This is a genomic window from Alkalicoccobacillus gibsonii, from assembly GCF_016798245.1.
Taxonomy (GTDB): Bacteria; Bacillota; Bacilli; order Bacillales; family Bacillaceae_D; genus Alkalicoccobacillus; species Alkalicoccobacillus gibsonii.
The window spans coordinates 555,238-579,459 of record NZ_JAEUZA010000002.1 but is presented as its reverse complement, the minus strand read 5'-3'; the positions used below and the strand labels follow the sequence as shown (position 1 = coordinate 579,459).

Genomic DNA, 24,222 nt, shown 5'->3' with positions numbered 1-24,222 from the left:
TCATAGCTATTCATTCATTAATACGAAAGCAACATAAAAAAGCACACTCCCACAGAGGAATGTGCTTATCTCATTTTTAATATCCTTTTATCGAATCGACAATATCCCGTGGATACACCGCTCGTTTGATCCAGCGAATATCATCAGAACTTAGTTCGAACCATTCTCCTTTTACTCGTTTTTCCGACCAATACTGGTGAAAGAGTGTTTCTGTTCTATGATAGTTCTTGCTCTGCAATGTATGGATGAGAGTGATGGTTCCTGGCATGATCGTGCCAAAGTTATTTCGGATTCGCTTCTCGACATCGATCGCTTTACCGACCTTAATTAGATCACTGCTAGAATCCCTAACAAAATAAATATACCCCGCATCCGTACTTTGAGAGTCATACCGCTCGCGAATAAGTCCAAGATCATGCCATTCTTGTACGGGAGGCTTGTCCTTTTTATAGCGAGAAACGAAATGCGTACAGCCTTTCCAAATGAAAAAGCAAGCTACTGCCACCGCAACAAATTCCATCATCTCACTCATGCATTCCCACCTCAACCTGTTGATTCATCACACATGGCGAGTAAACTCTATTAATCTGGTGAAAGCCTGTCCTCTTTTTGTGTGTAACAAAATGCCGCTGCGCTTTGATCACTCGACTAGGGCTTGTCCCTCTTGCCTTTAAGCTTTGACGCTCAAAAATGGTGGAAATCACAGGATAATGATTTTCTCCTGTGCTCAAAAGTCCATTTAAATAAATGGTTTCACATGGCAGGACTGCAAACAACTCTCTCGCCACTCGTACCAAACAGCTATAAACATACGATTCATAGAGCTCAATTCGATGCGTTTTAGGAAAATCTCGATAGCGAATGTGTCCTCGCTTCGTTGTATATTCGAGTTTAGCTGGAATCATTTCGTCTATCGGATGGAGAAAGATGTCACACTCCACTGTTTCTGCATCATATGTATGGAAGCTATAGGCCCTAGCAATTGAAACATTCTGATGAAATGTTGCATAATCCCTCACAACACCTCGCCACACGTCCAAGTCACCATTCACGACTTGCTGAACAAATGGAAGATTTGTCTCCCACTCAAGGTAAAGCTTTTGATCTATTTTACCTGCTTGTCCCTTTTTATGTTTCCAATACATCGACTTCACCTTATGAAGTCCAAGTACTTTTTCAAAGAATGCCGGCCTATAGGCTTGAAGTTTCATCGCCCATTCCGCCTCACCGGGTCCCATCTGTCCCTGTTGAAATGGCTTTAACGCCTTCTGCTGCCAATCAATCGTTTCACAGCAATCCTTATGGAACTCCACTAATTGTTTGAGGAATCCTTCCTGTGTAGCCGTTATCTTACTATTCATATTTATCACCTGAGCGTAGCTTTTGTAAAAATGGTTAATTTATACATTCGTTCAACAAAAAAAGAGTCAGGCGCTTCCGAAAGAAGTTCCTGACTTTACTCATAAAACATCTGAAAAGGAAAAAAGAACACCACCAACGTCACCACAAGCAATCCCAGATAAACATAAAAGCGAATCGTCTTCTTAAACTCTCTCATCTTTATCACTTTAATCAACAGAGCAATGGAGAATAGCCCTCGAAACAAATAAGAGACTACAGTATAGGTTGTATTTGCATGAAAGTCATCCCAGCTATTTAAAGCAGACACAGTCGCATAGACTGCATACATAACAACGATCCCAAACCACAGCCAACCCTCCACAAACAAATAACGATCCTTCCTTCTCTCTACCATCTCTTGTCCCAATTAAACCACCCCAAACGATTTGTTGTATCATTCTCAACCTACTGTTTGTCTCGCATCCACTCTCCGTGCGCTTCATCTATGCGATCAATTCGAATGAGTGAGTCCGTGATTTCATCGCCTTCTGACCCAATAACGATCGTATCCTCATCTTCAAAATAGGCTTCAAACACTCCATTAAAGTCCCCTTCAGATGGATCTAGAAGCTTCAAAACAAATGAACTTTCCTCACCTGAGACATCGATCTCTAGCTCAAAGCCCTCGTCTGTATCTCTAATCTGATAGCCTTCCTGGCTTTCCGAATCCGGTACTTTATGTACCAGACTAACCGTTTGATCGTCAGTAAAGGTTAAGTACCGGTTCTGTTTCTCTCCATCGGAAACAGATTGCCAGGATCCAATAATCTGCTCCTCATGATCCACACCACAAGCTGTTAGTACGCTCATGATGAACACACCACCAAGTATTGAGCTCCATCTCTTTCTCATACAACACGCCCCTAAGATCGTCTTACTACCCCCATACCCCCTGACAATCGTTATGAATCTCCTTAATTACCTTATTCTGTATAAAAATAAAAAGCCACCTCACTAACTGAGATCGCTCTTCACCACGGAAAGTACCCTAAAACATAAAGACAGTATCCAATATAGCCACCAATAAGCAAAATGAGTAAACCTAACACACCTTTCCACCCTAAATCAGCAAGGCCACCACCATAGTTCCGGTTCACTCCGTCACTAAAGTTTCCACCTGGATTCCGCTTCTGTTCCTCAAACCGAAGGCGCTCTCTTTTTTCTTCTGGTGTTTCTTTCTCTTGGTATGCCATAGAATAACCACCTTCTTTTGTCTACTAGCCGCTTAATCCAACTCTGCACGTGCCTCTTCAATACTATCTACTCTTATCAGTGTATCTCCCTGATTGTCACCAATAATTATTGTATCATTGTCATCAAAAGTACCTTCAAGAATCGGATGATAGGATTCGTTTCTTGGATGTGCAATCTCAAGAGTAAACGTGTCATCAGCCGTGTCTATGATCCGATACTCCTCCGTGCCACTTCTACCTGGCCCAATTCCTTCATCGATTGTCACCGTCTGATCTTCAGCTATGACTAAAAAAGAATCCATCTTCTCACCATCAGACACGACCTGCCAGGTGCCAATCGCCCGCTCCTCATTCGACACACTACATGCTGTTAGTATGCTACATAATAGAATTGCACCAAGTAGGTATTTCAACTTTTCTTTCACATAAGCACCTCCCATATAATCCCATACCCGCTTACAATCGTTACCAATCATGAGTAGTTATATAGTGGAAGCTTGTATCTTACTATACATATATTGTAACAAACATTTAGCTTTCAAGATATAAGAATGTTCAGAATTTAAATGTCTTAATTCTTATAAAGTCCAATACTAAACAAGTTAAAAATAAGCACACTCCTACTAAGAGATATGCTTACCTATCCTCTTTAAATATCATGCTTAAAAATGTGCCTGATTCAATTACCAAGATCCTCCTTCCATTTAATCACTTTTTCTTTTTAACTGTCGTATAAGTTAGCATCGCTAATGAAAAGACCACAACTCCGATTAGAAAATAAATAAAGATGTCAAAAGTCAGCGTACTCATAATACCACTCACCTCCACCATTACTTTATTTAACATATAACCCAATAATATAAATATCAAACAATTATGTTTCTGTATCAAAAACCGATCCATACAAAACTGGCTCCTGCTCCCTCCTCACATACAAAGGATGCCTCGGATGTCCATCACGGGTAGTCGCCAAACAATAAACCTCCTTCTCCTTAAGTAACTCTAACACCGCCCGATCCCGCTGCATCCGATTCCCCATTGTCCCCCAGGCAGCCACGATTAGATCAGTCCCATGTACAGCCGCTAAGATTGCGGCATCATTCTCCGTACCCACAGGCTCCGGATGAACGAAGACGTGTTCAGGTTTGGTTGAACGCAATGCAAACAAGTTAACTACTTCAAGTCCACCATACCCCCAGTACTTCGCGAACCCAACACATCTACGAATCGTCGGGTCATCCTCCGTTCCATCCGCCGTGCTTGGATTCAGCATCACAAAAACGACCTTACCCGTATTGTTCTTCCACACTCGGCTTAAAAGATAACGATAGGTTCCAGTCGGATCCAGAATGGCATCTGTTGAAATATAGGTCATCTAACTACCATCTCCTTTTACAGCTAATGATGGATTGTATTCATCTAAGATGGTAAAAAGAAGAAGAGTTGTAGAAATAATCCCTTTCATAACGTATGATGATAGATATATAGACTTGGTGTGAGGGATGTTATGAAAAATAGTTATTTTGCCATACTGGTTGTTGTGTTGTTAAGCTCCATTCCGGTGATGTACTTGATCAACGAACATAATATGAGCAAGAAAGCAGAAGAATCACGAGTTGCGTATGAGCAACAGATGAAGGAAGAGGAAAACGAAGAGCAAAATCAACGAGACGAAGTAGAATCGAATCAAATGAACAGCTTAATCGACTATCTGAGATTTCTGTCTCTTGAAAAAGAGGAGATTGTACTCTCTGTGTTTGGTAGTAGTGTGACCGAAGGAGAAAGAGCAACGGATGATAGCAGTCATTGGAGCGGATTGTTTGTGAATCACCTTGAAGAAGAGGAAGACATTTCTCCAATTACACTTGAAAATAACGGGCAGAACGGAGCTACATCGAGAACGCTGGTTAACGAGAACCTAGTTGACGAAGTGATCGAAACCAATCCTGACGTGGTATTAATCGAACCACCTGTTATACCGAACTATGAATCTAATTTCTCACCAGAAGAAACGGGCAGCGACACCATGTATCTAGTGAGAGAAATTGAGGACAACCTGCCAGATACGTTAATTATTATCCAATCTTCAAATATCACAGCCTTAGAAGACCTTAATCTCATAGGCTATTCCTATGAGGACTATAACAATTACCTCGATGAAATAACCGAAGAAACGAACCTGAATTACGTTGACGTGTATTCAGGAATGGAAGAGCGAATGGAAAGTGAAGGTGTGGATGACGTAAGCGAGCTTCTGGCTGATGAAGTTCATCCAAATGACTTGGGGTATAGTTACTGGTTTGAGATCTTAGTTGATTATGCGAGTTCAACAGCTTTAGTTGAAGAATAAATCGTTACCACCACCTGACGGATTGTTGGGTGGTGGGTTTTTAGGTTAAGTAATGTTTTCTTAGCAAATTATATAGTTGTTTAATTCACAGTTGGCGCAAACTCAGAAACAATTTAACGATGCTAACTCGCAGACTGTTACGTTAAAACGAGAGTTAAACCTTATTCATAGTGATCAGTCCACTCCTGCTAGCTTTGAGGTGCAGGGGCAGACAAGGGTGAATTTGATTGGTGATGAAAAATATTATCACATGGTTCAAAAGGGATGAGCTATAGTAGTACACGTCTAACATGTTTTATATAATTGAGGGTAATGGATAAAACTTTATAACCAATGTAAGGGATTTTGGTTTCTATGGTTCTAAATCGCAATACATGAAACGAGTTAACGGAATAGGCTCATTTGCAAATGATGAGTTGGTAAAAGATCTTAACAAATTTGCCGAAGATGGATGAGAAGTAATTAATTCAGTACCTGTAGCTTTTCGAGGTGACGACGGAATTACAGAGAAAACAAGCACAGATGTCTATTTATTAAAAAAGAAATTAGTTTAAAATTAATTAAGCTCTCTACATGGAGAGCTTTTTATTATGGAGGGAAGTGAGAGAAGTGGATGGATCAATAGTGATTATTCTTGGTTTAATTTCATTCTCATTGCTAATTGTGAATGGTCTTTGAGATTTGTTCATCAAGAAAAAAAATCTAGAAATAAGTAACCCTTCTCGGTATCCTTAGAAAAAAAGGGGGACTTATGGCGAATATACCAGCTATTTGTAGAAGTTGTAAGTTTTTTTTGGCATCACTTTTCAATAGTGAATATATTCATCAAACAACATTAAAAAACAATATAATTTCATCATGCCCGAGGTGCGGTGGTATTGCCGATGTTCTTGAAGGCACTTTTGCAGTAACTGAAGGAAATATTAAAGTAAGATCTGCTCCTGCAGCCACACGATTTGCTTTGCGTCAATTAGAGAATTTATCAATACAAGTCATAAATGAACAAGTTGATTTGGAGCAATTTGAATCTGAAGCGAAACATAATTCTTTAGTTAAAGAAATAATTTATTTGTTACCTAAAGATAGAAAAGAATAAATAGGTTTACTTAAATTTGTTGGGCAGGTGGTTTTAACAATACTGGGTCTGTCAGCAATAGCAATCACGATCAATACTGGCGATGTGATTCAGAACATATATTATTATAAGCAACAAGAACTGGAACGAAGTGATTTTGTCCCTAAAACCGAAGAGGAACGAGATCATCAAAGATCTAACGTAATTGAAGTAGATTTTAAAAACGAACCAAAATTAAACTGCTCCTCGTTTATAGCTTTAATATTATTCTATTAATGTAGTATAATTTAGCGCTTTGTGTCATAAAATAAAACATATGATATAAAGGAGCGTGGATGTGTTGAATGAGGACGAGCTGATGATTTACGTATTCGAGAAATTGAAAGATGAAGATATAAGATACACAAATCAATTGTTTGAAGATTACAGACTTACAGCTGAGGATAAAGTCTCATTATCTAACTTATTGTTGGAGTTAGGTAAGATGGATGTCCTTGTAAAGGCGGAACCTTTCTTCCGACTACCTGATGGGGATATTAGAGTTGATTGGGTTAGATTAGGGAAACTCTACGACGAATCAAAAAAAACGGTCTAAGAATTATGAATATGATTTAATGCTCTCCAGTTGGAGGGCTTTTTATTATGCAAAGAAGAGACATAAGATTAATTAATTTTTACTGAATTTGAAAGCGAAACTACATCCTATGGTATTATTATCCTATCAAACTATAGGGAGAATGGTACCCATGTTAACAATCCGTACCAAAGAACAATTAAAAAAAGCTAAAAAAATGAAAGTTGAAGAATTCGTAGTGATTGGAAAGCTCGCCGAGGACTTAAAGAAAGCCGAACAAATTAAAAATCTAAGCAAAAAAAGTGTAATCATCTTAGGTGCTGCAGTTGGAGCTGGGGCTGCAGCTGCTCCGTTTACATTTGGTTCATCAATGGCAGTATCGACAGTTATTGCAGGTGCTGCGACAGGTGGACTTACAGCTGCAACGATTAGTGCCGCTATAACAGTCGGTGGAATCGCTTTGGTGTTTTCAATATATAAAAATTACGAAGAAATTGATGCTAAAGTTGGGGGAAACCTTTTACAGTTTAGATTACGTAAAAAACAGAAATAAACAAACGATAAAGCATCCCAAATGGGGTGCTTTTTATTATGCAGAGAAAAGGGGAGCATTATGGAGCAAATATCATTCTATCTAAACTGGGAAAGTCTTGAGGTAGCACGTCCGTACTTGTTTAAGCCTGTTAAGTTTTTTGGATTTATTATTAGTTCTCATGTTAACCGATGTTGCCACTGGAATTTTGAAAGCCATCAAGAACAAGGACTTGCGTAGTCGGTCAAAACTGCGAATTATTAATAACTAAGCTCCACCACCAAAAAGAAAACCCAACTAACCCTAATGGCGTGTCTTTTCATCATGTACTCATTAACGTAATTGGCTCACCCCATCTCATTCATAATTCTCATAAATCATAAAATATATGAGTGTATTTATTATATAAATGAGGAGCGTTATAGATGACAGCTGTGGATCAACTTATAACAAATGCCGTATCTTTTAAAAGACAAGGGAAGTTTGAAGAAGCAAAACAGTGTTATATTGATGCTCTAGAATATAACCCTCATGATCTCATGAGTTACGTAGGATTAGGTAAGATCGCTCACTTACTTAATGAACAAGGTTTGGCCATTAATTGCTATTTAGCTGCTGCTCATTTACAAATTGCACCTGTAAAAAAAGCAATCAAAGACAATTCTTTGCCATTACCATTAAAAATACAATATGATCAAATTCCAGCTGATGTAATGAAACAATTACCTCATAAATCAGCATTTATTATTTTGATTGATGCGAACACACCTCGACATTTAGCTCATTCCTTAATAGATTTATCAGAAGACTTTTTGGCTAAAAATCCAGGTATAAAGAAGTTCAGTGAGATCTATAGAGCGCATATCCTGGGAGATGGAAGCTATCAATCAACCTTAAAAAAATGGGACATCACACAAGATCATCAAATTGAAATGGATGAGAAATCTTATCTACTCGAAGGAAGAGACTTCCTTATAAAGTACTTGAATTGGGGGCAATTAGATTCTATGGATGTGTTAAGTCTTTACTTTAGATAATAACAAGAAAAAAACACCATCAGCCGTTTTAGCTGATGGTGTTTCACTGTAAAACCCCCTCGGAATACTCTCCCACATTTATGGAATTAGAAACATATTTTGTTTTATAATCAATAAAAAGGGTAACGACATACTAAGATATATCTTAGGAGGAGATCAAATGGCTTCTTTTAAACAGAGAGCACATCATTCACGGTACATGAGTATTTTAACCAGCATAATGGTTATGCCAATTATTGCTATTCTAGCCTTCTTAGATGTAATACCTGTCTCCACAACTGTAGCTTGGTTTGCTCTTGTAGCATTTTTCGTTAGCTTAATCATATTCTTTGTGATCTTCAAAGGCAGACACCAAGTAAAATGATACGTATTAGAGACATTCATACCAGATATCTTTCTTCAACTCTTACAAGAAAAATAAAGCCCTCCATACTCCGGATCATACATTACAGGCTCTTTCCGATTCTGCACATGAAAGGCCACATTCCTCCCAGCCTCGACTCCAACTCGGTTATACCCCTCCTGTGTGTAGTGAATTCCATCGTCTTTCATCAGGTTCAATTTATCCGAAGTCATTCCTGCATAGAGAGTGGACACCAGCGTTGCATGTGGGTATGTATTACAAAAGTCCGTTTGAATCTGAATCATCGACTTATAGAGGTCCGTCCCTTCTTTATTCCCGATGCGAATCATGTAACAGCGCTCCACTCCATGCACAAGCATCTCTTCAATCATGTTTGTAAGCTTCGACACATAATCGCTCTTTGGCATAAGCGCATCCGTTTCTCCCTGGCACCACACCATGAATACATGTCTAGTCTCATAGCCATTTGAACCTAGCCACTCTTTCGCAGTACGAAGCCGTTTAATCGCATCATCTAAATAAGGTGTGCCCGGCTGCCATTCATCAATTGAACTCCCACCCTTTGATGCAGACACTGCTACAATAGGAATTTGAGTAATTAAATAATACTCATTTACGAAAGCTGAAACCAAGGATCCCGTCTTGATCGTCTCCGTAATGCCGTCTTCCTTGTTCTCAGCTACACCAAAAGGTTCAATCAAGGGATAGAGCTTGGTCGGATCCGTAACCGCACGAAATTCATATCCATGCCCTTCCGCCACACCTGGTGCTTCCTCCGCATTCCCTCTTCCTGCAATATTCGACTGCCCCATAAACAAAACAAGATCTACTTTCATTGCGTCTCATCCCCTCATCTATTAGTCGATCTCATCCATCGGAAAACCAAATCGGTAGCCATTCCCCACCGCAAATTCACAACACAGTCTAATCTTTTCTTTCATTTCTTCTGTAAATAAGTACTTCTCATGCGTAAAAATGATTAAGTCTTTCTCTGCAGCTTGTAACAGCTTAAGCTGACCCTCCACATCTGGGACATGTTCCAGACGCATATCCGTTCGATAAAACGTAAGATCCCTTGCCTGATCCCTCATTCGCCCGTACCGTTTCAACTCATCACGCTGCTCTGCACCTAGATCATAACTATGCCGATTGTCCTCTGCAGAAAGCAGTCCATTCACACCATGTTCGGAATGATCCTTAAACGCTGAAACTGCCTCCGCATTCCCCTCATAAAAATGCGTGCGCACAACACGATCAATCGCAGCTGCCCCTCCAGTAATTCGGGTTAACTCCCTAAGAACTCGCGCGTAATCATTCTTCACCTGATCATACGTAGCAGACTCATAGCGCGACCGCACATTCTCCGCATGAAACCCCCACCTCAACCAATGAACATGTTCCTGGAACTCTCTCGCATACTTCTCAGGAACCTGAGTAAGATCAAATGATTGATCTGCCGACTCATAAAACACATATCCACTATGCACCATGCCGTATTGAAGATGCATGTCTCTTAAGAAAGATAAAACCGGTTGATCGAACATACTTGTGTAGGTTGATGAATGACATGCTAAATCCTCAAATACTGTAATAATATCGTCCGCAGAGATATGCATAAATGGTTTCATTACATTCAACCCCTCATTCAGAAAGCGCCATCAAAAATATCTTGATTACTTCTAACACAACCAACTACACTGTAAGTACAGTGTAACGGATAAGGAGGAATGGATCATGTATTTGCTGACAACTTGTACGACGATTCTGTCTCTAATCTACGCAATCTCCCTGTGGAACATACTAATCGAAATGGAACCCGTAGCTGCTCCACTGTTTTCAATCACACTAATTTCAGTGATCCTGAGCCTCATTAACAAAAAGCATAAGTGGTTATTAGTCGCAATAAATGCAGTTCTACTTCTCATACCACTATTGTACTTTTTCTTCGGATACATCTTCTTTGCCAATCCATAAATTTCAAACAGGTAGAAGGGTTTTGTCTAACCATAGCGAATAAAAGAAGATATGTAAACGCTTAACTAAAACTTGGAGGGTACACCCATGACATCATCTACTCACGACTTCTCATCAAAACATCTCCTCATCTTCGGAGATAGCATTGCACACGGTAATGAAAATAACCTAAAATCATTCGCCACAATGGCTGCAGACAAACTATCCTTGCCCTACACCAATTATGCAAGAGGCGGCGCAACGATTACAAGTATCCCAGAATTCGAAAATGACCTACATATCCATATTGAAAAAGCACTCTCCGAAGGCGCAAAAGCTGACTACATCGTTTTCAACGGTATGACCAATGACATCGTTGGATCACGCAATGCTCCACTTGGAGAAATAACAGAAGGCTACAACAACGAGTTTGATGAGAGCACATTCTGCGGAGGATTTGAATCCATTTGTAAAAAATTTAAAACAAACTGGCTCGGCGCCAAAGTTCTTTATGTCCGTCCTCACAATATGAAATCCAGAGAGGCAGACAAGCAAATTGCATTCGGAGACAAAGCACTGGAAATCTGCCGGAAGTGGAGTATTCCGTACGTTGATCTGTATACTGAAGGCGGGTTGAACACACATATAGAAGAAATGAATAATGCCTACACCATTAACCAGGACGGTACTCACCCGAACACAGAGGGGTATGAATTATTTTATGTGAATCCAGTTGTGGCGAGGTTGACGGGATTGTAATGAATACACCATTTAGATAAAAATACGAAGGACAACTCATTTCAAAGAAAAATGAGTTGTCCTTTTTACATTGAGACACGATTTTGCTCTTCATAATTTAGAATAATATTAGAAAAGAACTGAGCAATTAGTGATAGTATCAAAGAAACACTTTATTTAAATTAAGGAGATTGTATGGCTGATACATTTAAATCCTTTTTCTTCACATTTATATTAGCTCCCTCCATTCTTGGAGCAGGGGCTGCACTTACATATGAGATCCTACCATTCTTATGGAGCCTTATTACATTTAATGAGTTTGGCTTAGCATTTAAAAACGTAGGGATTAGTTTTCTTGTAGGGTACGTTATGTACTTCATTTATCTTGCGTATAAAGCAGCTAGTTATAAACTCAGTAAAATGAAAAGCGATTAGGGTAGTGTTTGGAATTCAGGAGGATGCAATGCATGCAGCTAGAGAATATTAAACAACTAGAACACTTTACATTAGGCAAATCGTATGTGGTAAAACAAATGCAGTACACAGAAGACCTTGTGATCGAGAACGACCTAGGAGAACGAAAACGTCTTGATTTAAAGGCAACAACCTTTAGTGAGGTTGACCGAATAGAATTGGAATGGTTAGGTAGTTATTTTGATATTATAAGCGATAAAAAAGAAACACCTATCGTGCGGCAGACTAGTAAACAAAAAAGAGCAGTCACACAGCTAAAAGTAGGATATTGGGTGTCTCTGGTTCTAGTATGTATGGCAGTCGTGCCCATCATGATTGTTTTTTTCCGTATCCCTAACGCATGGATGGAACAGAATCCTTTTTTCATCATCGACTTGCTTTACTTTGTGTTACGTTTCATTTGTGCAGGAGTGATTGGTGGGGCCATCTTCTCGGTATATGAGCGATTCAGTTTGTATTATAAAAGAAAACAGTCAGGGCTGCCGATGAAAACATTACGAATGGAAGAAACGTAAATGGATCTTAACATAAGAACTTTCTACAGATGTCCTGTTTGTGGATATCCAGGTTTAGATGAGCCTCCATACGATACATTTGGTTGTAGCAGCTTTGACATTTGTTCCTGTTGCGGGTTTCAGTTTGGAGTAGATGACGATGATCACGATGAGAATAATGAACCTATTATTTATTCAAAGGAAGAACTATATACTCATTACAGAAACGCTTGGATAGCAAGTGGAGCTAAACCTATTTCGGAGGATTTCCCTGAAAGACTATTAAAGACAAATGGTTCACTTAAAGATCATATCTTAAAAGATCAGTTAAAGAGTATGACCAAAGAACCTTTGTCATAAGCTCTGGAGGCGGTATAGATGGACCTAGATAGAGTGAAAGAAACATTTATTAAGCATGCTTTAATTCATGAGGAAACAGAGGAAACGGGAAACTATAGAAGAGGGAACAAGTCATCTAAGATTCTCTTTACCTTATTTGAGAAAATCAAACGTGACCCAGTAAATGGTCCTATTATTGTAGACAACCTCTTGAATGAAACAAATCCAAGTGTTCTTATTTGGACAAGTGTGATATCCATACAAATGAACCATCGCAAAAAACACTCAATTGCTATTCTCAGAAGACTCTCTAAAGATCACAGCATAGGTCAACAACGGTTTAATGCTAAAATGACTCTTAGAGAGTTTGGATAAAGCAAATAACCTCTCAGATTTGATGAGAGGTTATTTGTTTTTCTGTTACATTTCATTCCTTTTTAACTAGAGTGTTATTGTAAGAAACTCACGATCTAATAAGGTTAAATCGTAAAGATCCTTAATATCATCCCATTTAAGTTGTTTTTTTATTGCTATCTCTAAGTTCTCTTATCCACTTAAACATGTAAACATTTCTAATACTCCACTTTCTTGTAGAGCGTGGTTCAAATACTGATATAAGATATCCAAGCATATCTTTTCTTCAATTGTTCCTTTTTCCTGAAATCTTAAAGGTAACGCGTTCGTTTCAGCGGAAACCTGGTAATCATAAGAAAAATGTATACTTAACGATTCCTTTCTTTTTAGAAGATCATTATAGTTATTCTCAAAGAACAAGTACGAAGACATTTCATTTGTTGTATACTTTTCTATCATTGAAGATCGTTCGACATTTCCTTTAGGCAATTTAACTGGTGAAGCGATATAAATACATTGTGTCATTAAAATTCCACCACACTATTTAGAGTTTAAGATGTTATAAATTCGTATTACATCCCAAATGTCTCAATCAAACTCCCTCTAATAATTAATCGATCCTCAGGGTCTTTCGCTCCAATTGGGGTACAGGTTACTAAAGTCACCACAGCTTCCCCAGTATCCTCTAGAACACTTACATCAGATTGGTGGACAACAAACACGTCATCAACGACAAATACATACTGACCATAACGAGAGATCACATCGATCGTGTCACCTTGCTCTACCTCACCCAGCCGGTTAAATAGTTTTCCGTCCGTAACTGAACGATGTCCTGCGATGGAAACGTTTGATGTTCCTACTTGATCAAAGCTTGTGATACTTCCTAATCCTCTGTCCAAATTTTCGTTACTAGCTCCTTCAAAGATCGCTAATTCCAGATCAATTGCTTCTAGTCTCAGGATACCCACCACACTCGTGTCTCCAATACCTTGCAGCCCATTATTAGACACATCAAGCGTATGATCCTCATTTTCATCGACGTCAATCGATGATAGCAGCTCAAATTCTTTCACTAAATCCGCTTGTTCTCCTGCAAAGTAGAATGCTTCTAGCTTTGGATAAAGCAGCAAGCTCACCCCAACTATAACTAACATTACAATGAATAGTTTTCTTATCACAGACTATCCTCTTTTCTACGAAAAGCCACCTCTAGGATACCCTAGAGATGGACTCTACCTTTTACGCTTCCTTGCGCTTTTTACGACCGACTGATAAGCCTAATGCACCAAGCAATGCAGTAATACCTAGCACAGTCATCCACACTGGATATGCTTCACCTGTTTGCGGTAAGCTCTCTTTGTTTTGTTCTTTTACTTCTGAAGTATTTTTTTGATCTTTTAAATCTGTATTCAGCACAAGATCACTTTTTGTAGATTCAGGTTTCTTTTCTTCGTTTGTTGGATTAATGGCATCCTTCGTGCTCTCATTATCTTCAACCGATTCAATTGTTTTCTGACCTGATTCCACCTTCGTGCCATCTGTTGGATTTGTACTTACGTCAGTACCTGACTCATTCGTATCCTCAATATCACGATCTGATTGATTCTCTTCAGGCTTTTGGCCATCCTCGTTGCTTACTGGTGTTTCACTGTCAGGCTCATCATCTTTGCCTGCTTCATTACTACCTTCTTCTATAGAGTCGTCTGGTCCTTCTTCCGTTCCATTTTCGGCTGATGCCTCATCGGAGTCTTCTCTATCCGTTTCTGGACCCTCTTCTACAACGTCATCCGCACCATCTTCCGTTCCATTATCAACTGGTGTTTCTTCAGACTCTTCCTGTGAATCAGTGTCTTCTTCCTCTTCTACAGGAATCTCAACCTCAATATCCTCTACAATAACCGTACTAGTCTCACCACCACTTGGTAGCTCAGACCCTCCTACAGACTCACCACTTGATGTGACAAAAGAGATGGCAGCAATTTCATACTCACCTGGATTAAACTGAGTGCGATCAAACTCAATGACATAACGCTCATTTACAACCTCAGCTGCAAATGGAGCCAAAAAGCCTACACGTAATCCAGCGATGGACATTCCGCTTGCTACGGCTTCTTTCCGGATGGTCCCTTCAGAAGTGACAGTGTGACCTGTTTCTTTATTCTTTAATGTAACAATCACCTTATCAAATTCTGATACGTCACCATCTATTTCCACCTCTACTGCTACTTTATCTGCGCTAGATGCTTTAACAAACGTAGCTTGTTTCACTTTTGGTGCTACAGGAGTGACGGCTTCTTCCTCTTCTGTTTCTTCTTCAAGTTCCTCGTCTCCCCAAACTAGTGGTACCGTTATTACCCCAACAAAGATACTGCCATTTGGGCCGTATAGTGCAAAGCGAACGTAGGCAGCTGATTGACCTTTTTTAATTCCTTCAACTGTCAGTGAGTCATCATCCAACATAAACATACTTTCAGTACCCTTAATTGGATCCTCAATTGTTAGTTCAGTTGCATCATCATCCATCATGACAGGATCTAGTGTTATTTCCTGGCTGTTCATCTTTATAGTCTCAATATGAGACAAAGCACGAATATCAGAAATTTGATTGTGGTGGAGTATGATGTCCGTAAGCTTTGTATTAGCGAACATACTTACATCTGTTAGATTAGACTCAGACGCATTTAGTGATCTAAGACTATTGATAGAAGCAATCATATCTAAATCAGATTGTTTGACCACTCCTCCAACCGCTAACACTTCAAGATTCTTAAAACGGACGAGACTTTGAATGTCTTTTACATCTGTATGCCTGATATCTAAACTAGTTAGACTTTCATTCGAATGAAGTAAATCTAAATCTTTAAAATTACTGTACTTAGCTGAAAAAGTTGTTAACGTCATCTCACTAAGAACAGACCAATCTTTTACAATCGATTCTATATAAAGTTCATTAATAGATTTTCCTCGTAAAAACTCAAGATTATCTATCTCAACACCCATCAAACCAAATGAAGTTAAATTCTTACTATTTTTTAAAGGAGACCAGTCTTTTGCTTTGACACCTTCTAAATCTAGATGAGTTAGGTTTTCAGTATGCGCCAAAAACGATAAATCAACAGTGTTATCAACAGAATAAGTAGAACCGATATGCAATGACGTTAAATCATGTAGCATGGATTCAGTTACTATACCGTCATATGGATAATCCCAACTAAGAGTTTTATTATTTTTTAGCTCTTCAATCACATAAACACGTACATTTTTGTCCTCTAAGAAATTATCACCATCAATCTCTTGCTCGGACGCAGGCAGAAGTTCTTCTTCATATTCGCCATCTTTGATATATGTATCTTCATCTGTTTCCTCTTGGTGAATCTCATCTTCAATAATCTCAAACTCTAATTCTTCTAACTGTTCTAGTGGTTCTTCTTCAGATTGAAACTCTTCATCAACTTCTTCTATCAGTTCCTTAGCGTCCACATCATCTTCAAGGTCTTCTGCTTGCTCATCAATCTCTTCATTCTCGCCTTTATCCAATTGCTCAACCGGTTCAATTTCCACCCCTTCCACCGATTCTGCGTTTGCAGATAGTGGTGCTACAACTGGTCCTAAGGCTAGTAAAGTCGCTACTGTAAGTTTTGCTGCTTTTTTCAAATAGTTCATCTCCTAGTTGTTCATTGATGTAATATTAAATATTAGAATTCTACCAATTCTATATTCCATTTCATTAATAATATCGGGATATTAAAGTATATTTTTTAGTTATTTACCAATTGATGTTTAGAATGAATTACCTTCTCCAGAACCGTCTCCTTCTTTTCACTTTAAACTCAATCACATTATCTCTCTTAGGGTGTTCCAGCGTGTGATAATTTCTTGGACACTCATACCAACGGAAGGATTCTCTTTAAAATACGCTTCATTCATTCCTGCTTCTGATGCAGAAATGGTATTCGTTAAAATTCGTTCATATTTGTCTTCTTCTTCTTTTAATGAATCGATTTCCTCCCAGAACTTATCTGTCTGGCAATAATCCATTGAATAAGCCCTCGCATCTCGTTCAACGAAGCAATCAATATACTCACTAGCAGAAGTATACGAAGTCGCATAATATAAATCCGGATAATAAATGTATTGATGAGCATGTCTCATTTCATGTGAAAGAATACTAATTAAATAATAATGGTCAAGAAGCTCAATATGATTCCGATCCGGATGATAGAAACCACCCATTCCACCTGGAAGTTCGTAACTTCTAGGATAGATGGAGACTGTAGGATATACCTTCAAATTCTCTGCAATCCGGTTATAGTTTTCGTACAGAGTACTCTGTGTAAAATGATCGAGCCTTCCGTTAACCTTAATCTTGAATCGCGCATTCGAGAAGAGGTTTTGATCAGACATCGGGTTATATGTAAGTGTACCGCTTGCAAACAGCTGCTTCGCTTCATCGTAAGTGTTAAGCATCTTCTCACTCATCTAAACAAGTCCCCTAATATAATTCGAATGAAATTCTTTGCTTTTTAGAATCTTTTTCGTCTCATCTTCTATGATGGATTCAATTCACGATCGGAAAACTGATTGAATTCATCAGTTGTTCTAAGAGTTCTAATGAGCTTTTCTTTTAAACTCACTAAGATCATATGGTTCAGTGTCCCTGTCTGATCAAAGACTTTCTTTATCAGCCTTAATGAGCTAGAGTGCGTGAGAATGTGCACGTGTAGTTCCTTTCGCAAGCGTTTTTCTTTTGTATTGAAGATATTCTTTTTAGGTGTAGTTGCTTGTTCCCTTAGGTCCCTTTTAAACACAGGGGATTTAGTATCGTTTCTTTCAATCGTCAAAGGTTTGATTGCGACTTCTGGTTGAATAGACACTTCCGGCTTAACTTCAATTTTCGGCTTAATTGGGGGCCTCACTGTTCTCTTTTTCCATTTATTGACAGGCTTCGAATTCTTAATTGTTCGCTTTCTTTTCTTACGGTTTGTTCGTTCCAATGCTTCTAAAAAAGGGGCTCGAATCACAAAAAGATGGACTATGGAAATGACCCAGCTAATCAATAAAACCATACTCCAAGTTCCGGAGGTAGGGGCAAAAAAAAAGAGGAATAGAATTGAGGTATACAACACACCATACACTTTCCATCTAAAACGCCTTGCCATAAACCCAACATAGAAAAAAGCAAGAAAACTAGTTAATCCAAACGGAACGAGTGACAGTGACAACCACCAGCTATGAACCATTCTCCAGAAAAACCTATGCATATATATGTTCACCCCACTAGACTAAGAGGCCACCAAAATAACAGGTCTTAATAACTTGTAATTATCCAAATTATACTATAAAACTCAGTGGAAAAAACGTACCAAAATTAATTCTTGTGAGACTGCCTGAGAGGGTAACTCGTTATTTTGTCACCGTATCTAGTAAAGCCCCTCATTTAATATGAGGGGCTTTTTACTAGATTATCATTCAGTAGTGCTATACTCTTGAAGAAATCTCTTTAATGCATCTTTCCAATGAGGCATTTCTTTAATATTATTTAACCTCAAATTCATCTGGTCAAACACTGAGTAAGCCGGTCTTTTAGCTGGCCTAGGAAATTCCTCAGATGTTAGAGGATTTACTTTTACTGATTTATTACTTAATTTAAATATCTCTTTAGCAAACTCATACCAACTACAACTTCCATTGTTTGCCACATGATATGTACCGTACTTTTCAGTTTTGACAAGTTCATTAATAACATGTGCCAAATCAACTGTGTAAGTAGGGCTTCCTACTTGGTCACTTACTACACCAAGCTCATCTTTCTGCTCTGATAGTTTAAGCATCGTTTTTACAAAGTTGTTTCCATTCAAACCAAACACCCAGGAAGTACGTACGATAAAAAATTTATTGCTTAAATCTTTTACGTATTGTTCACCTGCAAGTTTAGATCTCCCGTATATGCCTAAAGGCGAGATTGCTTCGAATTCATTAATAGGTTCTCTAGCTTCACCATTAAAAACATAATCAGTACTAACATATACCAACTTCGATCCGCAGCAATCCGCTTCAATTGCTATATTTCTACTACCTATTGCATTTATTAGAAATGCAGATTCTTGATCGTTTTCTGCATTATCTACTGCTGTATAGGCTGCAGAATGAATTACTATATCTGGTTTAATTTCAGTAAAAACTTCTTTTACTTTCTCTTGATTCGTGATATCAAGTTCTTCTCGATTTAACCCGAATACTTCGTAGCCTTGCTCAGCAAATTGCTTAACAAGATCATTACCTAATTGTCCTCCAGCCCCTGTAATTAAGACCTTTTTAGACATTTAGTTTACCTTCGTATTGTTTAGCATAATAGTCCATATAGTCACCGGACTTAATACGCTCCCACCACTCACGATTATCTAAATACCATTGAATCGTTTCCTTAATACCTGTCTCAAACGTATATTTAGGCTTCCACCCAAGTTCAGACGTTAATTTCTCTGGATCGATTCCGTAACGACGATCATGCCCTAATCTATCTTCTACGTAAGTGATAAGGTCTTTAGAAGCACCTAGCGCTTCAATAATGGTCTCGACAATTTGGATGTTTGTACGTTCATTATGACCACCTACATTGTATACTTCTCCCGATTCACCTTCATGTAATACAAGGTCAATGGCTGAACAATGATCTTCTACATGCAGCCAGTCCCTAATATTTTGCCCATCACCATAAACAGGAAGTGGCTTCCCTTCAAGTGCATTTGAGATCATTAATGGAATTAATTTTTCCGGGAATTGAAGTGGACCATAGTTATTTGAGCATCTTGTAATGTTTACGTTCAAACCAAATGTTTCGTAGTAGGCTCTAACTAATAAATCTGAGCCTGCTTTACTTGATGAATAAGGGCTGTTTGGTTGTAACGGTGTATCCTCAGTAAAGTAGCCTTCTTTACCTAAAGAACCATATACTTCATCTGTGGAAACTTGTACATATTTAGTAAGATTTTGTTCCTTCGCTACGTCTAAAAGTACTTGAGTTCCAACTACGTTAGTTTGAACGAAAATACTTGGGTTACTGATACTACGATCTACATGTGATTCAGCGGCAAAGTTAATAATGGTATCTATCTTATTCTCTTCAACAAGACTTGTAATTAGTGCTTTATCACAAATATCCGCTTTAACAAATTTATAATTAGTATGTTCTTCGATATCAGTCAAGTTCTCTAAGTTACCTGCATAAGTTAAAAGATCTACATTCAGAAATTGATAAGTTGGATATTTACGTACCATATATTTAACAAAGTTACTTCCTATAAATCCAGCCCCACCAGTAATTAATATGTTCATTTACTTATTCCCCTATCTCGAAGTTATTGTCTGCATTTTTAAACAAAGGGTGTTTGCTATCTTTATCTGATAAGATTGGCTCTGAAACGGGCCAGTCAATATTTAAGTTTTGATCATCCCAAGCAATACCACGATCGTTTTCTTGGGAATATAGTTCATCAACTTTATATTGTACTTCTGTATCAGGTGTCAATGTACAAAAACCATGTGCAAATCCTTTTGGCACTAGTAATTGTCGTTTATTTTCAGAAGTTAATATAAACCCTTGCCATTGACCGTATGTAGATGACCCCTTACGAATATCAAGAATCACATCGTAAATAGCTCCACTAGTAACTCGAACCAATTTGGTTTGAGCCTTAGGTGCAAGTTGATAATGTAATCCTCTTAAAGTACCAGCTAATTGAGATAATGAGTGATTATCTTGTATGAACTCTATATCTATTCCTAAAGAGGTGAATGTATCCTTGTTATAGCTCTCCATAAAGAATCCACGGTGATCTCCAAATACGTTTGGCTCAAGCAGGAATGCATCTTCGAACTTTGTTTCAACTTTTTTCATCCTTTTAAGCCCCCTACTAAAACGTCTACTTCTATTTGATCAGCAAGTTTAATTAGATATTTCCCGTACTCATTTTTCTTTAAAGGTTCTGCTAGGTGTAAGAGTTGTTCTCGCGAAATATATCCTTTACGATATGCAATTTCTTCTAAACAAGCGACCTTTAAACTCTGACGTTGTTCAATCGTTTCAATGAATGTCGATGCCTCAAGCAGAGATTCATGCGTTCCAGTATCCAACCATGCAAAGCCACGTCCTAAGAGCTCAACATGCAAGTCACCTCTTTGAAGATAAGCTTCATTAATTGAAGTAATTTCAAGCTCTCCTCGCTCAGACGGAACAATATTCTTTGCAATATCTACTACATCATTATCATAAAAATATAGCCCTGTTACAGCGTACGAAGACTTAGGCTGATTAGGTTTTTCCTCAATAGAAATAGCTCTTCCACTATGATCAAATTCCACTACGCCAAAACGTTCTGGATCTTTAACATTATAGCCAAAAACAGTAGCACCATTTGATCGACTTGATGCTCTTTCAAGCATTTTAGTAAAGCCATGTCCATAATAAATATTATCGCCTAATACCAAAGCTACAGAGTCATCACCAATAAAATCTTCTCCAATAATAAAAGCTTGAGCAAGACCATCCGGACTTGGTTGTACAGCATAACTCAATGTAAGTCCTAGCGATTCACCATCGCCTAATAACTGTTCGAATCTTGGTGTATCTTCAGGCGTGGAGATAATAAGAATCTCTTTAATACCTGCCAGCATCAATACAGATAACGGATAATAGATCATTGGTTTATCATAGATTGGTAATAACTGTTTTGATACGGATCGAGTTAAAGGATATAGCCTTGTGCCACTTCCACCTGCTAGTATTATGCCTTTCATAAGTAGCCTCCTATTAATTTTTATTTCTTAAGAATAAACTTTCATATTCTGATACGATTTTTTCCCAGGAATACTCATTGAGTATCCGATTTTTAGCCTTATTTGATAGTTCAATTATTTTTTCCGTTGAAAGCGCATCTGCTAATTCTACTTGCTTAGACAAGTTTTTAAATTGTTTGTTAAAGTAGATTGCTCCATTACCTCCAACCTCTATATTGAAATTAACATCCAACAAAAGATTTAATTTTGTAGATGCCAGTGCTTCTAGTAGTGAAGGGTTAGTACCGCCAACTTCATGACCGTGTATATAGCAATAAGCTTGTTCACGGATTTTTTTAAGTAATTCTTGGTCATACACAGTCCCCACAAATTTAATTCTATTATCTAAATTAAAATTTGTTTTGTTAATCAAGTCATTATAAAAATCATTTTCCTCAACATTAGTAATTATAACTAGATCTTTTTTGCTATTTGAATTAATAAATTCACTTATCATAAGCTCATAATTATTCTCAGGAACAAATCTGCCTACTACTAAAAAGTAATCATTTTGCACTATCTTATGTTTCCTTTTCCAATTAGAAAATATCTGATCATCATTTTTCATGGTTGAGGAAATAACGTTGGCACCATATGCGATAAACGTTGTTTTAGGATTATATAAAGAGTACTCACGTTTAATATATTCTTCTATACCTCTAGAATCACATATTAAAAGATCAGAGTGTTTGACCATTAATTTTTCAGATAGTTTCCAGTATTTCCTGATTGGAAAACTCCACTTGCTTCTTTTCCATTCGTGACCATCTGGATTAACGTAAAGTTTAACACCCAACTTCTGTAATTTTTTTTTGTACTTTTTTATAAATGGTCCAATTCTACAAGCTAGAACATAAATAATAGCATTATCTAATTTATTAACTTCAATATATTTTATAGTTGCCTTAAGAGCTCTAATGTCATAAAGAACCGCCCTTGAACTTCCAGTGTTTGGAACCTCTATATTATAGCACCTCACATTATTATGCTGAAACTCACTATTAGAATTTGATATACATGCTACATGATAGTTAATTTCGTTTGTCGTTTTCATCTTTGTTAAATACTCGACAAATGTTTCAAATCCTCCGTATTTAGCAGGTATACCTTTTGAGCCTATTATAAAAACATCAGTTTGTTTCATTATTATTTAATACCTCTTCATATAGTTTTTTTATTTCTAAACTATGATTATCAAAATATATTTCTTCAGATAATTGAATTCCAGCAGCCCAATCGTTAATTTTAGTCGGGTCTTTAAGTATAGAGATTATTAATTCTTCTAAGTCATTTATTCGAAAAATTAATTTTTTATTATACTCTAATATATCTTTCATTCCGACGTTTTCAGAAATTACAACTGGTATACCTCTTACTAAAGCCTCTAAACCAGTAAACCCAAAGGTTTCTTTCCAAATACTCGGTACAACGAGTAAGTCAATATTTTCAAATATAGTATCTATATCTTTAGGATCAAAGTTCCCGTGGTATTTAACATTTTCGGTAGACTCACCACTGCATCCAAAGATGTTAAGTTCCCAATTATTATATCCACGTTCGAGAACATTTTGAAGATTCTTTAATAATATTGGCAACCCTTTGAAATCACCTTTAGGACCAATAAAACCAAATTTAACTTTTGAATTAATCATTAAATTAAGGTAATTATTCCACGGTTTTTTCGAAATATCTGAATTAGTAACCGGAATTATTTTACTTTTAGAAGGATTAATATATTTACTATATACATCTCTGGCAGTTGTACTATTAAAATGGAAAACGTCCACATTACTTAATAATTTCTTATAGTATTCTCTTAAATGAACATATTCTACCGCATATTTTGTATAGTCAATATTATGTTTCGAATTAATATTGTTTATAACAAATTTTTTACTATATAATAATTTTAGTTTAGACTTATATCTATCCAGTATTTTTAAAGATTTAATTAGACGATATGTTTTGGATTGAGTTCTTTGTATTTTTTTTGTGGAAGGCGCATTTTTGTTACATTTAACACAACTTAAGCCATCATTAAAGTCCTCGCAAACTTTATCTTCATAATTAAATAGATTTACTTTTGGACATATTCCAAAGTAATCATGAGAAGTAAATATAACTTTAACATTATTTCTCTTTGCAGCAATTAACAATTCTTCATGAACACCCATTAATGTATGAATATGTAATATATCTGGTTTCATCAGTGAAAAAAAATCATTATATACACTTATGTTTCCAGACTTCATAAAATCTTTTGGAGCCTTAATACCCCTCATAACAGGAACTGGTAAAGGATTTAAAATTTCATATACTTTTATCTTTTTATAACTTTTGTTTTTTTTTATGAACATTTTCGAACGATTGATAGCACCTGGAAAAAGTATAGAAATATCATTTCCGTCATCACATTGTTTAGATATTAGATCGTAAGCATATTTGGTCAAACCGCCCGACCTGAATGGTGGATTTCCCAGTGTATAATGAATTATCTTCATATTAG

Annotated in this window: 34 protein-coding genes; 14 read left to right on the top strand and 20 right to left on the bottom strand. The window is 37.3% G+C overall.

The annotated features are described in order from the left end of the window. Window positions 1-76: 76 nt before the first annotated feature. The 7 genes from JNO66_RS09680 to JNO66_RS09650 form a co-directional block, all read right to left on the bottom strand. Window positions 77-532, bottom strand: a complete 456-nt coding sequence (locus tag JNO66_RS09680) for a GIY-YIG nuclease family protein (RefSeq protein WP_203088039.1) — start codon at window positions 530-532, stop codon at window positions 77-79. Next, the gene (locus JNO66_RS09675; protein WP_203088038.1) at window positions 525-1,361 is read right to left on the bottom strand and encodes a hypothetical protein; all 837 of its coding nucleotides are present in this window, start codon (window positions 1,359-1,361) and stop codon (window positions 525-527) included. The genes JNO66_RS09680 and JNO66_RS09675 overlap by 8 nt, the downstream gene beginning before the upstream one ends. A gap of 95 nt (window positions 1,362-1,456) precedes the next feature. After that, window positions 1,457-1,768 carry a hypothetical protein gene (locus JNO66_RS09670; RefSeq protein WP_203088037.1) on the bottom strand — a complete coding sequence of 104 codons (312 nt, stop codon included), beginning with the start codon at window positions 1,766-1,768 and terminating at the stop codon, window positions 1,457-1,459. Window positions 1,769-1,806: 38 nt separating this feature from the next. Continuing rightward, window positions 1,807-2,253 carry a hypothetical protein gene (locus JNO66_RS09665; protein WP_203088036.1) on the bottom strand — a complete coding sequence of 149 codons (447 nt, stop codon included), beginning with the start codon at window positions 2,251-2,253 and terminating at the stop codon, window positions 1,807-1,809. Between the two features lie 119 nt (window positions 2,254-2,372). Then, a complete protein-coding gene (locus JNO66_RS09660; RefSeq protein ID WP_203088035.1) occupies window positions 2,373-2,594 on the bottom strand; it encodes a DUF6366 family protein in 222 nt (73 codons plus the stop codon). A gap of 32 nt (window positions 2,595-2,626) precedes the next feature. Continuing rightward, a complete protein-coding gene (locus JNO66_RS09655; protein ID WP_203088034.1) occupies window positions 2,627-3,019 on the bottom strand; it encodes a hypothetical protein in 393 nt (130 codons plus the stop codon). A gap of 449 nt (window positions 3,020-3,468) precedes the next feature. After that, complete coding sequence (locus JNO66_RS09650; protein ID WP_203088033.1) at window positions 3,469-3,969, bottom strand: DUF1643 domain-containing protein; 501 nt, start codon at window positions 3,967-3,969, stop codon at window positions 3,469-3,471. Between the two features lie 132 nt (window positions 3,970-4,101). Between JNO66_RS09650 and JNO66_RS09645 the strand changes: the two genes are divergently transcribed. From JNO66_RS09645 to JNO66_RS09615, 8 genes are all read left to right on the top strand, one after another. Further along, window positions 4,102-4,944, top strand: a complete 843-nt coding sequence (locus tag JNO66_RS09645; protein WP_203088032.1) for an SGNH/GDSL hydrolase family protein — start codon at window positions 4,102-4,104, stop codon at window positions 4,942-4,944. A gap of 76 nt (window positions 4,945-5,020) precedes the next feature. Then, the gene (locus tag JNO66_RS20425; RefSeq protein ID WP_210340825.1) at window positions 5,021-5,212 is read left to right on the top strand and encodes a hypothetical protein; all 192 of its coding nucleotides are present in this window, start codon (window positions 5,021-5,023) and stop codon (window positions 5,210-5,212) included. Between the two features lie 483 nt (window positions 5,213-5,695). Then, window positions 5,696-6,040, top strand: a complete 345-nt coding sequence (locus JNO66_RS09640) for a hypothetical protein (protein WP_203088031.1) — start codon at window positions 5,696-5,698, stop codon at window positions 6,038-6,040. 316 nt (window positions 6,041-6,356) lie between these two features. Next, window positions 6,357-6,614: a hypothetical protein gene (locus JNO66_RS09635; RefSeq protein ID WP_203088030.1), complete on the top strand. Its 258-nt coding sequence runs from the start codon at window positions 6,357-6,359 to the stop codon at window positions 6,612-6,614. A 151-nt stretch (window positions 6,615-6,765) separates the two neighbouring features. Then, the gene (locus JNO66_RS09630; RefSeq protein ID WP_203088029.1) at window positions 6,766-7,146 is read left to right on the top strand and encodes a hypothetical protein; all 381 of its coding nucleotides are present in this window, start codon (window positions 6,766-6,768) and stop codon (window positions 7,144-7,146) included. 160 nt (window positions 7,147-7,306) lie between these two features. Beyond that, window positions 7,307-7,396, top strand: a complete 90-nt coding sequence (locus JNO66_RS20580; RefSeq protein WP_246483256.1) for a hypothetical protein — start codon at window positions 7,307-7,309, stop codon at window positions 7,394-7,396. 154 nt (window positions 7,397-7,550) lie between these two features. Further along, entirely contained in the window at window positions 7,551-8,162 is a 612-nt protein-coding gene (locus tag JNO66_RS09620; protein ID WP_203088028.1) for a hypothetical protein, read from the top strand. Between the two features lie 160 nt (window positions 8,163-8,322). Further along, entirely contained in the window at window positions 8,323-8,526 is a 204-nt protein-coding gene (locus JNO66_RS09615) for a hypothetical protein (protein ID WP_203088027.1), read from the top strand. A gap of 35 nt (window positions 8,527-8,561) precedes the next feature. Here the strand turns inward: JNO66_RS09615 and JNO66_RS09610 are convergent, their stop codons facing one another. Both JNO66_RS09610 and JNO66_RS09605 read right to left on the bottom strand, forming a co-directional pair. Next, entirely contained in the window at window positions 8,562-9,362 is an 801-nt protein-coding gene (locus JNO66_RS09610; protein WP_203088026.1) for a sialate O-acetylesterase, read from the bottom strand. Window positions 9,363-9,383: 21 nt separating this feature from the next. After that, the gene (locus JNO66_RS09605; protein WP_203088025.1) at window positions 9,384-10,154 is read right to left on the bottom strand and encodes a hypothetical protein; all 771 of its coding nucleotides are present in this window, start codon (window positions 10,152-10,154) and stop codon (window positions 9,384-9,386) included. Between the two features lie 106 nt (window positions 10,155-10,260). On the opposite strand from JNO66_RS09605, the gene JNO66_RS09600 reads away from it, so the two are divergent. The 6 genes from JNO66_RS09600 to JNO66_RS09575 all read left to right on the top strand — a co-directional run bounded on the left by JNO66_RS09600 (window position 10,261) and on the right by JNO66_RS09575 (window position 12,899). Beyond that, window positions 10,261-10,500 (top strand): hypothetical protein, encoded by a 240-nt coding sequence (locus JNO66_RS09600; protein WP_203088024.1) that lies wholly within the window; start codon window positions 10,261-10,263, stop codon window positions 10,498-10,500. Window positions 10,501-10,587: 87 nt separating this feature from the next. Beyond that, window positions 10,588-11,238 (top strand): SGNH/GDSL hydrolase family protein, encoded by a 651-nt coding sequence (locus JNO66_RS09595; protein WP_203088023.1) that lies wholly within the window; start codon window positions 10,588-10,590, stop codon window positions 11,236-11,238. 174 nt (window positions 11,239-11,412) lie between these two features. Further along, window positions 11,413-11,652, top strand: a complete 240-nt coding sequence (locus tag JNO66_RS09590) for a hypothetical protein (RefSeq protein WP_203088022.1) — start codon at window positions 11,413-11,415, stop codon at window positions 11,650-11,652. Window positions 11,653-11,684: 32 nt separating this feature from the next. Next, complete coding sequence (locus tag JNO66_RS09585) at window positions 11,685-12,206, top strand: hypothetical protein (RefSeq protein WP_203088021.1); 522 nt, start codon at window positions 11,685-11,687, stop codon at window positions 12,204-12,206. Beyond that, window positions 12,207-12,545: a hypothetical protein gene (locus tag JNO66_RS09580; RefSeq protein WP_203088020.1), complete on the top strand. Its 339-nt coding sequence runs from the start codon at window positions 12,207-12,209 to the stop codon at window positions 12,543-12,545. Window positions 12,546-12,563: 18 nt separating this feature from the next. After that, window positions 12,564-12,899 (top strand): hypothetical protein, encoded by a 336-nt coding sequence (locus tag JNO66_RS09575; RefSeq protein ID WP_203088019.1) that lies wholly within the window; start codon window positions 12,564-12,566, stop codon window positions 12,897-12,899. Between the two features lie 171 nt (window positions 12,900-13,070). Here the strand turns inward: JNO66_RS09575 and JNO66_RS09570 are convergent, their stop codons facing one another. The 11 genes from JNO66_RS09570 to JNO66_RS09520 form a co-directional block, all read right to left on the bottom strand. Next, complete coding sequence (locus JNO66_RS09570; protein WP_203088018.1) at window positions 13,071-13,403, bottom strand: hypothetical protein; 333 nt, start codon at window positions 13,401-13,403, stop codon at window positions 13,071-13,073. Between the two features lie 47 nt (window positions 13,404-13,450). Then, window positions 13,451-14,059 (bottom strand): sortase, encoded by a 609-nt coding sequence (locus JNO66_RS09565; RefSeq protein WP_203088017.1) that lies wholly within the window; start codon window positions 14,057-14,059, stop codon window positions 13,451-13,453. 61 nt (window positions 14,060-14,120) lie between these two features. Then, window positions 14,121-16,535 (bottom strand): LPXTG cell wall anchor domain-containing protein, encoded by a 2,415-nt coding sequence (locus tag JNO66_RS09560; RefSeq protein ID WP_203088016.1) that lies wholly within the window; start codon window positions 16,533-16,535, stop codon window positions 14,121-14,123. Window positions 16,536-16,715: 180 nt separating this feature from the next. After that, the gene (locus JNO66_RS09555; RefSeq protein ID WP_203088015.1) at window positions 16,716-17,360 is read right to left on the bottom strand and encodes a SprT family zinc-dependent metalloprotease; all 645 of its coding nucleotides are present in this window, start codon (window positions 17,358-17,360) and stop codon (window positions 16,716-16,718) included. Between the two features lie 68 nt (window positions 17,361-17,428). Continuing rightward, window positions 17,429-18,121 (bottom strand): hypothetical protein, encoded by a 693-nt coding sequence (locus JNO66_RS09550; RefSeq protein WP_210340824.1) that lies wholly within the window; start codon window positions 18,119-18,121, stop codon window positions 17,429-17,431. A 225-nt stretch (window positions 18,122-18,346) separates the two neighbouring features. After that, window positions 18,347-19,204, bottom strand: coding sequence for a dTDP-4-dehydrorhamnose reductase (gene rfbD, locus JNO66_RS09545; protein WP_203088013.1), 858 nt, complete (start codon window positions 19,202-19,204; stop codon window positions 18,347-18,349). Further along, window positions 19,197-20,216, bottom strand: coding sequence for a dTDP-glucose 4,6-dehydratase (rfbB, locus tag JNO66_RS09540; protein WP_203088012.1), 1,020 nt, complete (start codon window positions 20,214-20,216; stop codon window positions 19,197-19,199). Before rfbB ends, rfbD begins: the two co-directional genes overlap by 8 nt. A 4-nt stretch (window positions 20,217-20,220) precedes the next feature. Continuing rightward, window positions 20,221-20,778, bottom strand: a complete 558-nt coding sequence (gene rfbC / locus JNO66_RS09535) for a dTDP-4-dehydrorhamnose 3,5-epimerase (protein ID WP_203088011.1) — start codon at window positions 20,776-20,778, stop codon at window positions 20,221-20,223. After that, window positions 20,775-21,677, bottom strand: a complete 903-nt coding sequence (gene rfbA, locus JNO66_RS09530) for a glucose-1-phosphate thymidylyltransferase RfbA (RefSeq protein ID WP_203088010.1) — start codon at window positions 21,675-21,677, stop codon at window positions 20,775-20,777. The genes rfbC and rfbA overlap by 4 nt, the downstream gene beginning before the upstream one ends. A gap of 13 nt (window positions 21,678-21,690) precedes the next feature. Next, window positions 21,691-22,860, bottom strand: a complete 1,170-nt coding sequence (gene cps2T, locus JNO66_RS09525; protein WP_203088009.1) for a beta 1-4 rhamnosyltransferase Cps2T — start codon at window positions 22,858-22,860, stop codon at window positions 21,691-21,693. Further along, window positions 22,847-24,217 carry a glycosyltransferase gene (locus JNO66_RS09520; protein WP_203088008.1) on the bottom strand — a complete coding sequence of 457 codons (1,371 nt, stop codon included), beginning with the start codon at window positions 24,215-24,217 and terminating at the stop codon, window positions 22,847-22,849. Before JNO66_RS09520 ends, cps2T begins: the two co-directional genes overlap by 14 nt. Window positions 24,218-24,222: the final 5 nt, after the last annotated feature.

What these genes read in the sequence shown, in the direction of transcription:
- rfbD (WP_203088013.1), bottom strand. Translation starts at nt 19,204, where the DNA reads ATGTCTAAAAAGGTCTTAATTACAGGGGCTGGAGGACAATTAGGTAAT.
- JNO66_RS09610 (WP_203088026.1), bottom strand. Translation starts at nt 9,362, where the DNA reads ATGAAAGTAGATCTTGTTTTGTTTATGGGGCAGTCGAATATTGCAGGA.
- JNO66_RS09660 (WP_203088035.1), bottom strand. Translation starts at nt 2,594, where the DNA reads ATGGCATACCAAGAGAAAGAAACACCAGAAGAAAAAAGAGAGCGCCTT.
- JNO66_RS09645 (WP_203088032.1), top strand. Translation starts at nt 4,102, where the DNA reads ATGAAAAATAGTTATTTTGCCATACTGGTTGTTGTGTTGTTAAGCTCC.
- JNO66_RS09580 (WP_203088020.1), top strand. Translation starts at nt 12,207, where the DNA reads ATGGATCTTAACATAAGAACTTTCTACAGATGTCCTGTTTGTGGATAT.
- JNO66_RS09570 (WP_203088018.1), bottom strand. Translation starts at nt 13,403, where the DNA reads ATGACACAATGTATTTATATCGCTTCACCAGTTAAATTGCCTAAAGGA.
- JNO66_RS09620 (WP_203088028.1), top strand. Translation starts at nt 7,551, where the DNA reads ATGACAGCTGTGGATCAACTTATAACAAATGCCGTATCTTTTAAAAGA.
- JNO66_RS20580 (WP_246483256.1), top strand. Translation starts at nt 7,307, where the DNA reads ATGTTAACCGATGTTGCCACTGGAATTTTGAAAGCCATCAAGAACAAG.
- JNO66_RS09585 (WP_203088021.1), top strand. Translation starts at nt 11,685, where the DNA reads ATGCAGCTAGAGAATATTAAACAACTAGAACACTTTACATTAGGCAAA.
- JNO66_RS09550 (WP_210340824.1), bottom strand. Translation starts at nt 18,121, where the DNA reads ATGGTTCATAGCTGGTGGTTGTCACTGTCACTCGTTCCGTTTGGATTA.
- JNO66_RS09650 (WP_203088033.1), bottom strand. Translation starts at nt 3,969, where the DNA reads ATGACCTATATTTCAACAGATGCCATTCTGGATCCGACTGGAACCTAT.
- JNO66_RS09600 (WP_203088024.1), top strand. Translation starts at nt 10,261, where the DNA reads ATGTATTTGCTGACAACTTGTACGACGATTCTGTCTCTAATCTACGCA.
- JNO66_RS09615 (WP_203088027.1), top strand. Translation starts at nt 8,323, where the DNA reads ATGGCTTCTTTTAAACAGAGAGCACATCATTCACGGTACATGAGTATT.
- JNO66_RS09590 (WP_203088022.1), top strand. Translation starts at nt 11,413, where the DNA reads ATGGCTGATACATTTAAATCCTTTTTCTTCACATTTATATTAGCTCCC.
- JNO66_RS09575 (WP_203088019.1), top strand. Translation starts at nt 12,564, where the DNA reads ATGGACCTAGATAGAGTGAAAGAAACATTTATTAAGCATGCTTTAATT.
- rfbB (WP_203088012.1), bottom strand. Translation starts at nt 20,216, where the DNA reads ATGAACATATTAATTACTGGTGGGGCTGGATTTATAGGAAGTAACTTT.
- JNO66_RS09605 (WP_203088025.1), bottom strand. Translation starts at nt 10,154, where the DNA reads ATGAAACCATTTATGCATATCTCTGCGGACGATATTATTACAGTATTT.
- JNO66_RS09640 (WP_203088031.1), top strand. Translation starts at nt 5,696, where the DNA reads ATGGCGAATATACCAGCTATTTGTAGAAGTTGTAAGTTTTTTTTGGCA.
- rfbC (WP_203088011.1), bottom strand. Translation starts at nt 20,778, where the DNA reads ATGAAAAAAGTTGAAACAAAGTTCGAAGATGCATTCCTGCTTGAGCCA.
- JNO66_RS09595 (WP_203088023.1), top strand. Translation starts at nt 10,588, where the DNA reads ATGACATCATCTACTCACGACTTCTCATCAAAACATCTCCTCATCTTC.
- JNO66_RS09555 (WP_203088015.1), bottom strand. Translation starts at nt 17,360, where the DNA reads ATGAGTGAGAAGATGCTTAACACTTACGATGAAGCGAAGCAGCTGTTT.
- cps2T (WP_203088009.1), bottom strand. Translation starts at nt 22,860, where the DNA reads ATGAAACAAACTGATGTTTTTATAATAGGCTCAAAAGGTATACCTGCT.
- JNO66_RS09630 (WP_203088029.1), top strand. Translation starts at nt 6,766, where the DNA reads ATGTTAACAATCCGTACCAAAGAACAATTAAAAAAAGCTAAAAAAATG.
- rfbA (WP_203088010.1), bottom strand. Translation starts at nt 21,677, where the DNA reads ATGAAAGGCATAATACTAGCAGGTGGAAGTGGCACAAGGCTATATCCT.
- JNO66_RS09665 (WP_203088036.1), bottom strand. Translation starts at nt 2,253, where the DNA reads ATGAGAAAGAGATGGAGCTCAATACTTGGTGGTGTGTTCATCATGAGC.
- JNO66_RS09675 (WP_203088038.1), bottom strand. Translation starts at nt 1,361, where the DNA reads ATGAATAGTAAGATAACGGCTACACAGGAAGGATTCCTCAAACAATTA.
- JNO66_RS09680 (WP_203088039.1), bottom strand. Translation starts at nt 532, where the DNA reads ATGAGTGAGATGATGGAATTTGTTGCGGTGGCAGTAGCTTGCTTTTTC.
- JNO66_RS09520 (WP_203088008.1), bottom strand. Translation starts at nt 24,217, where the DNA reads ATGAAGATAATTCATTATACACTGGGAAATCCACCATTCAGGTCGGGC.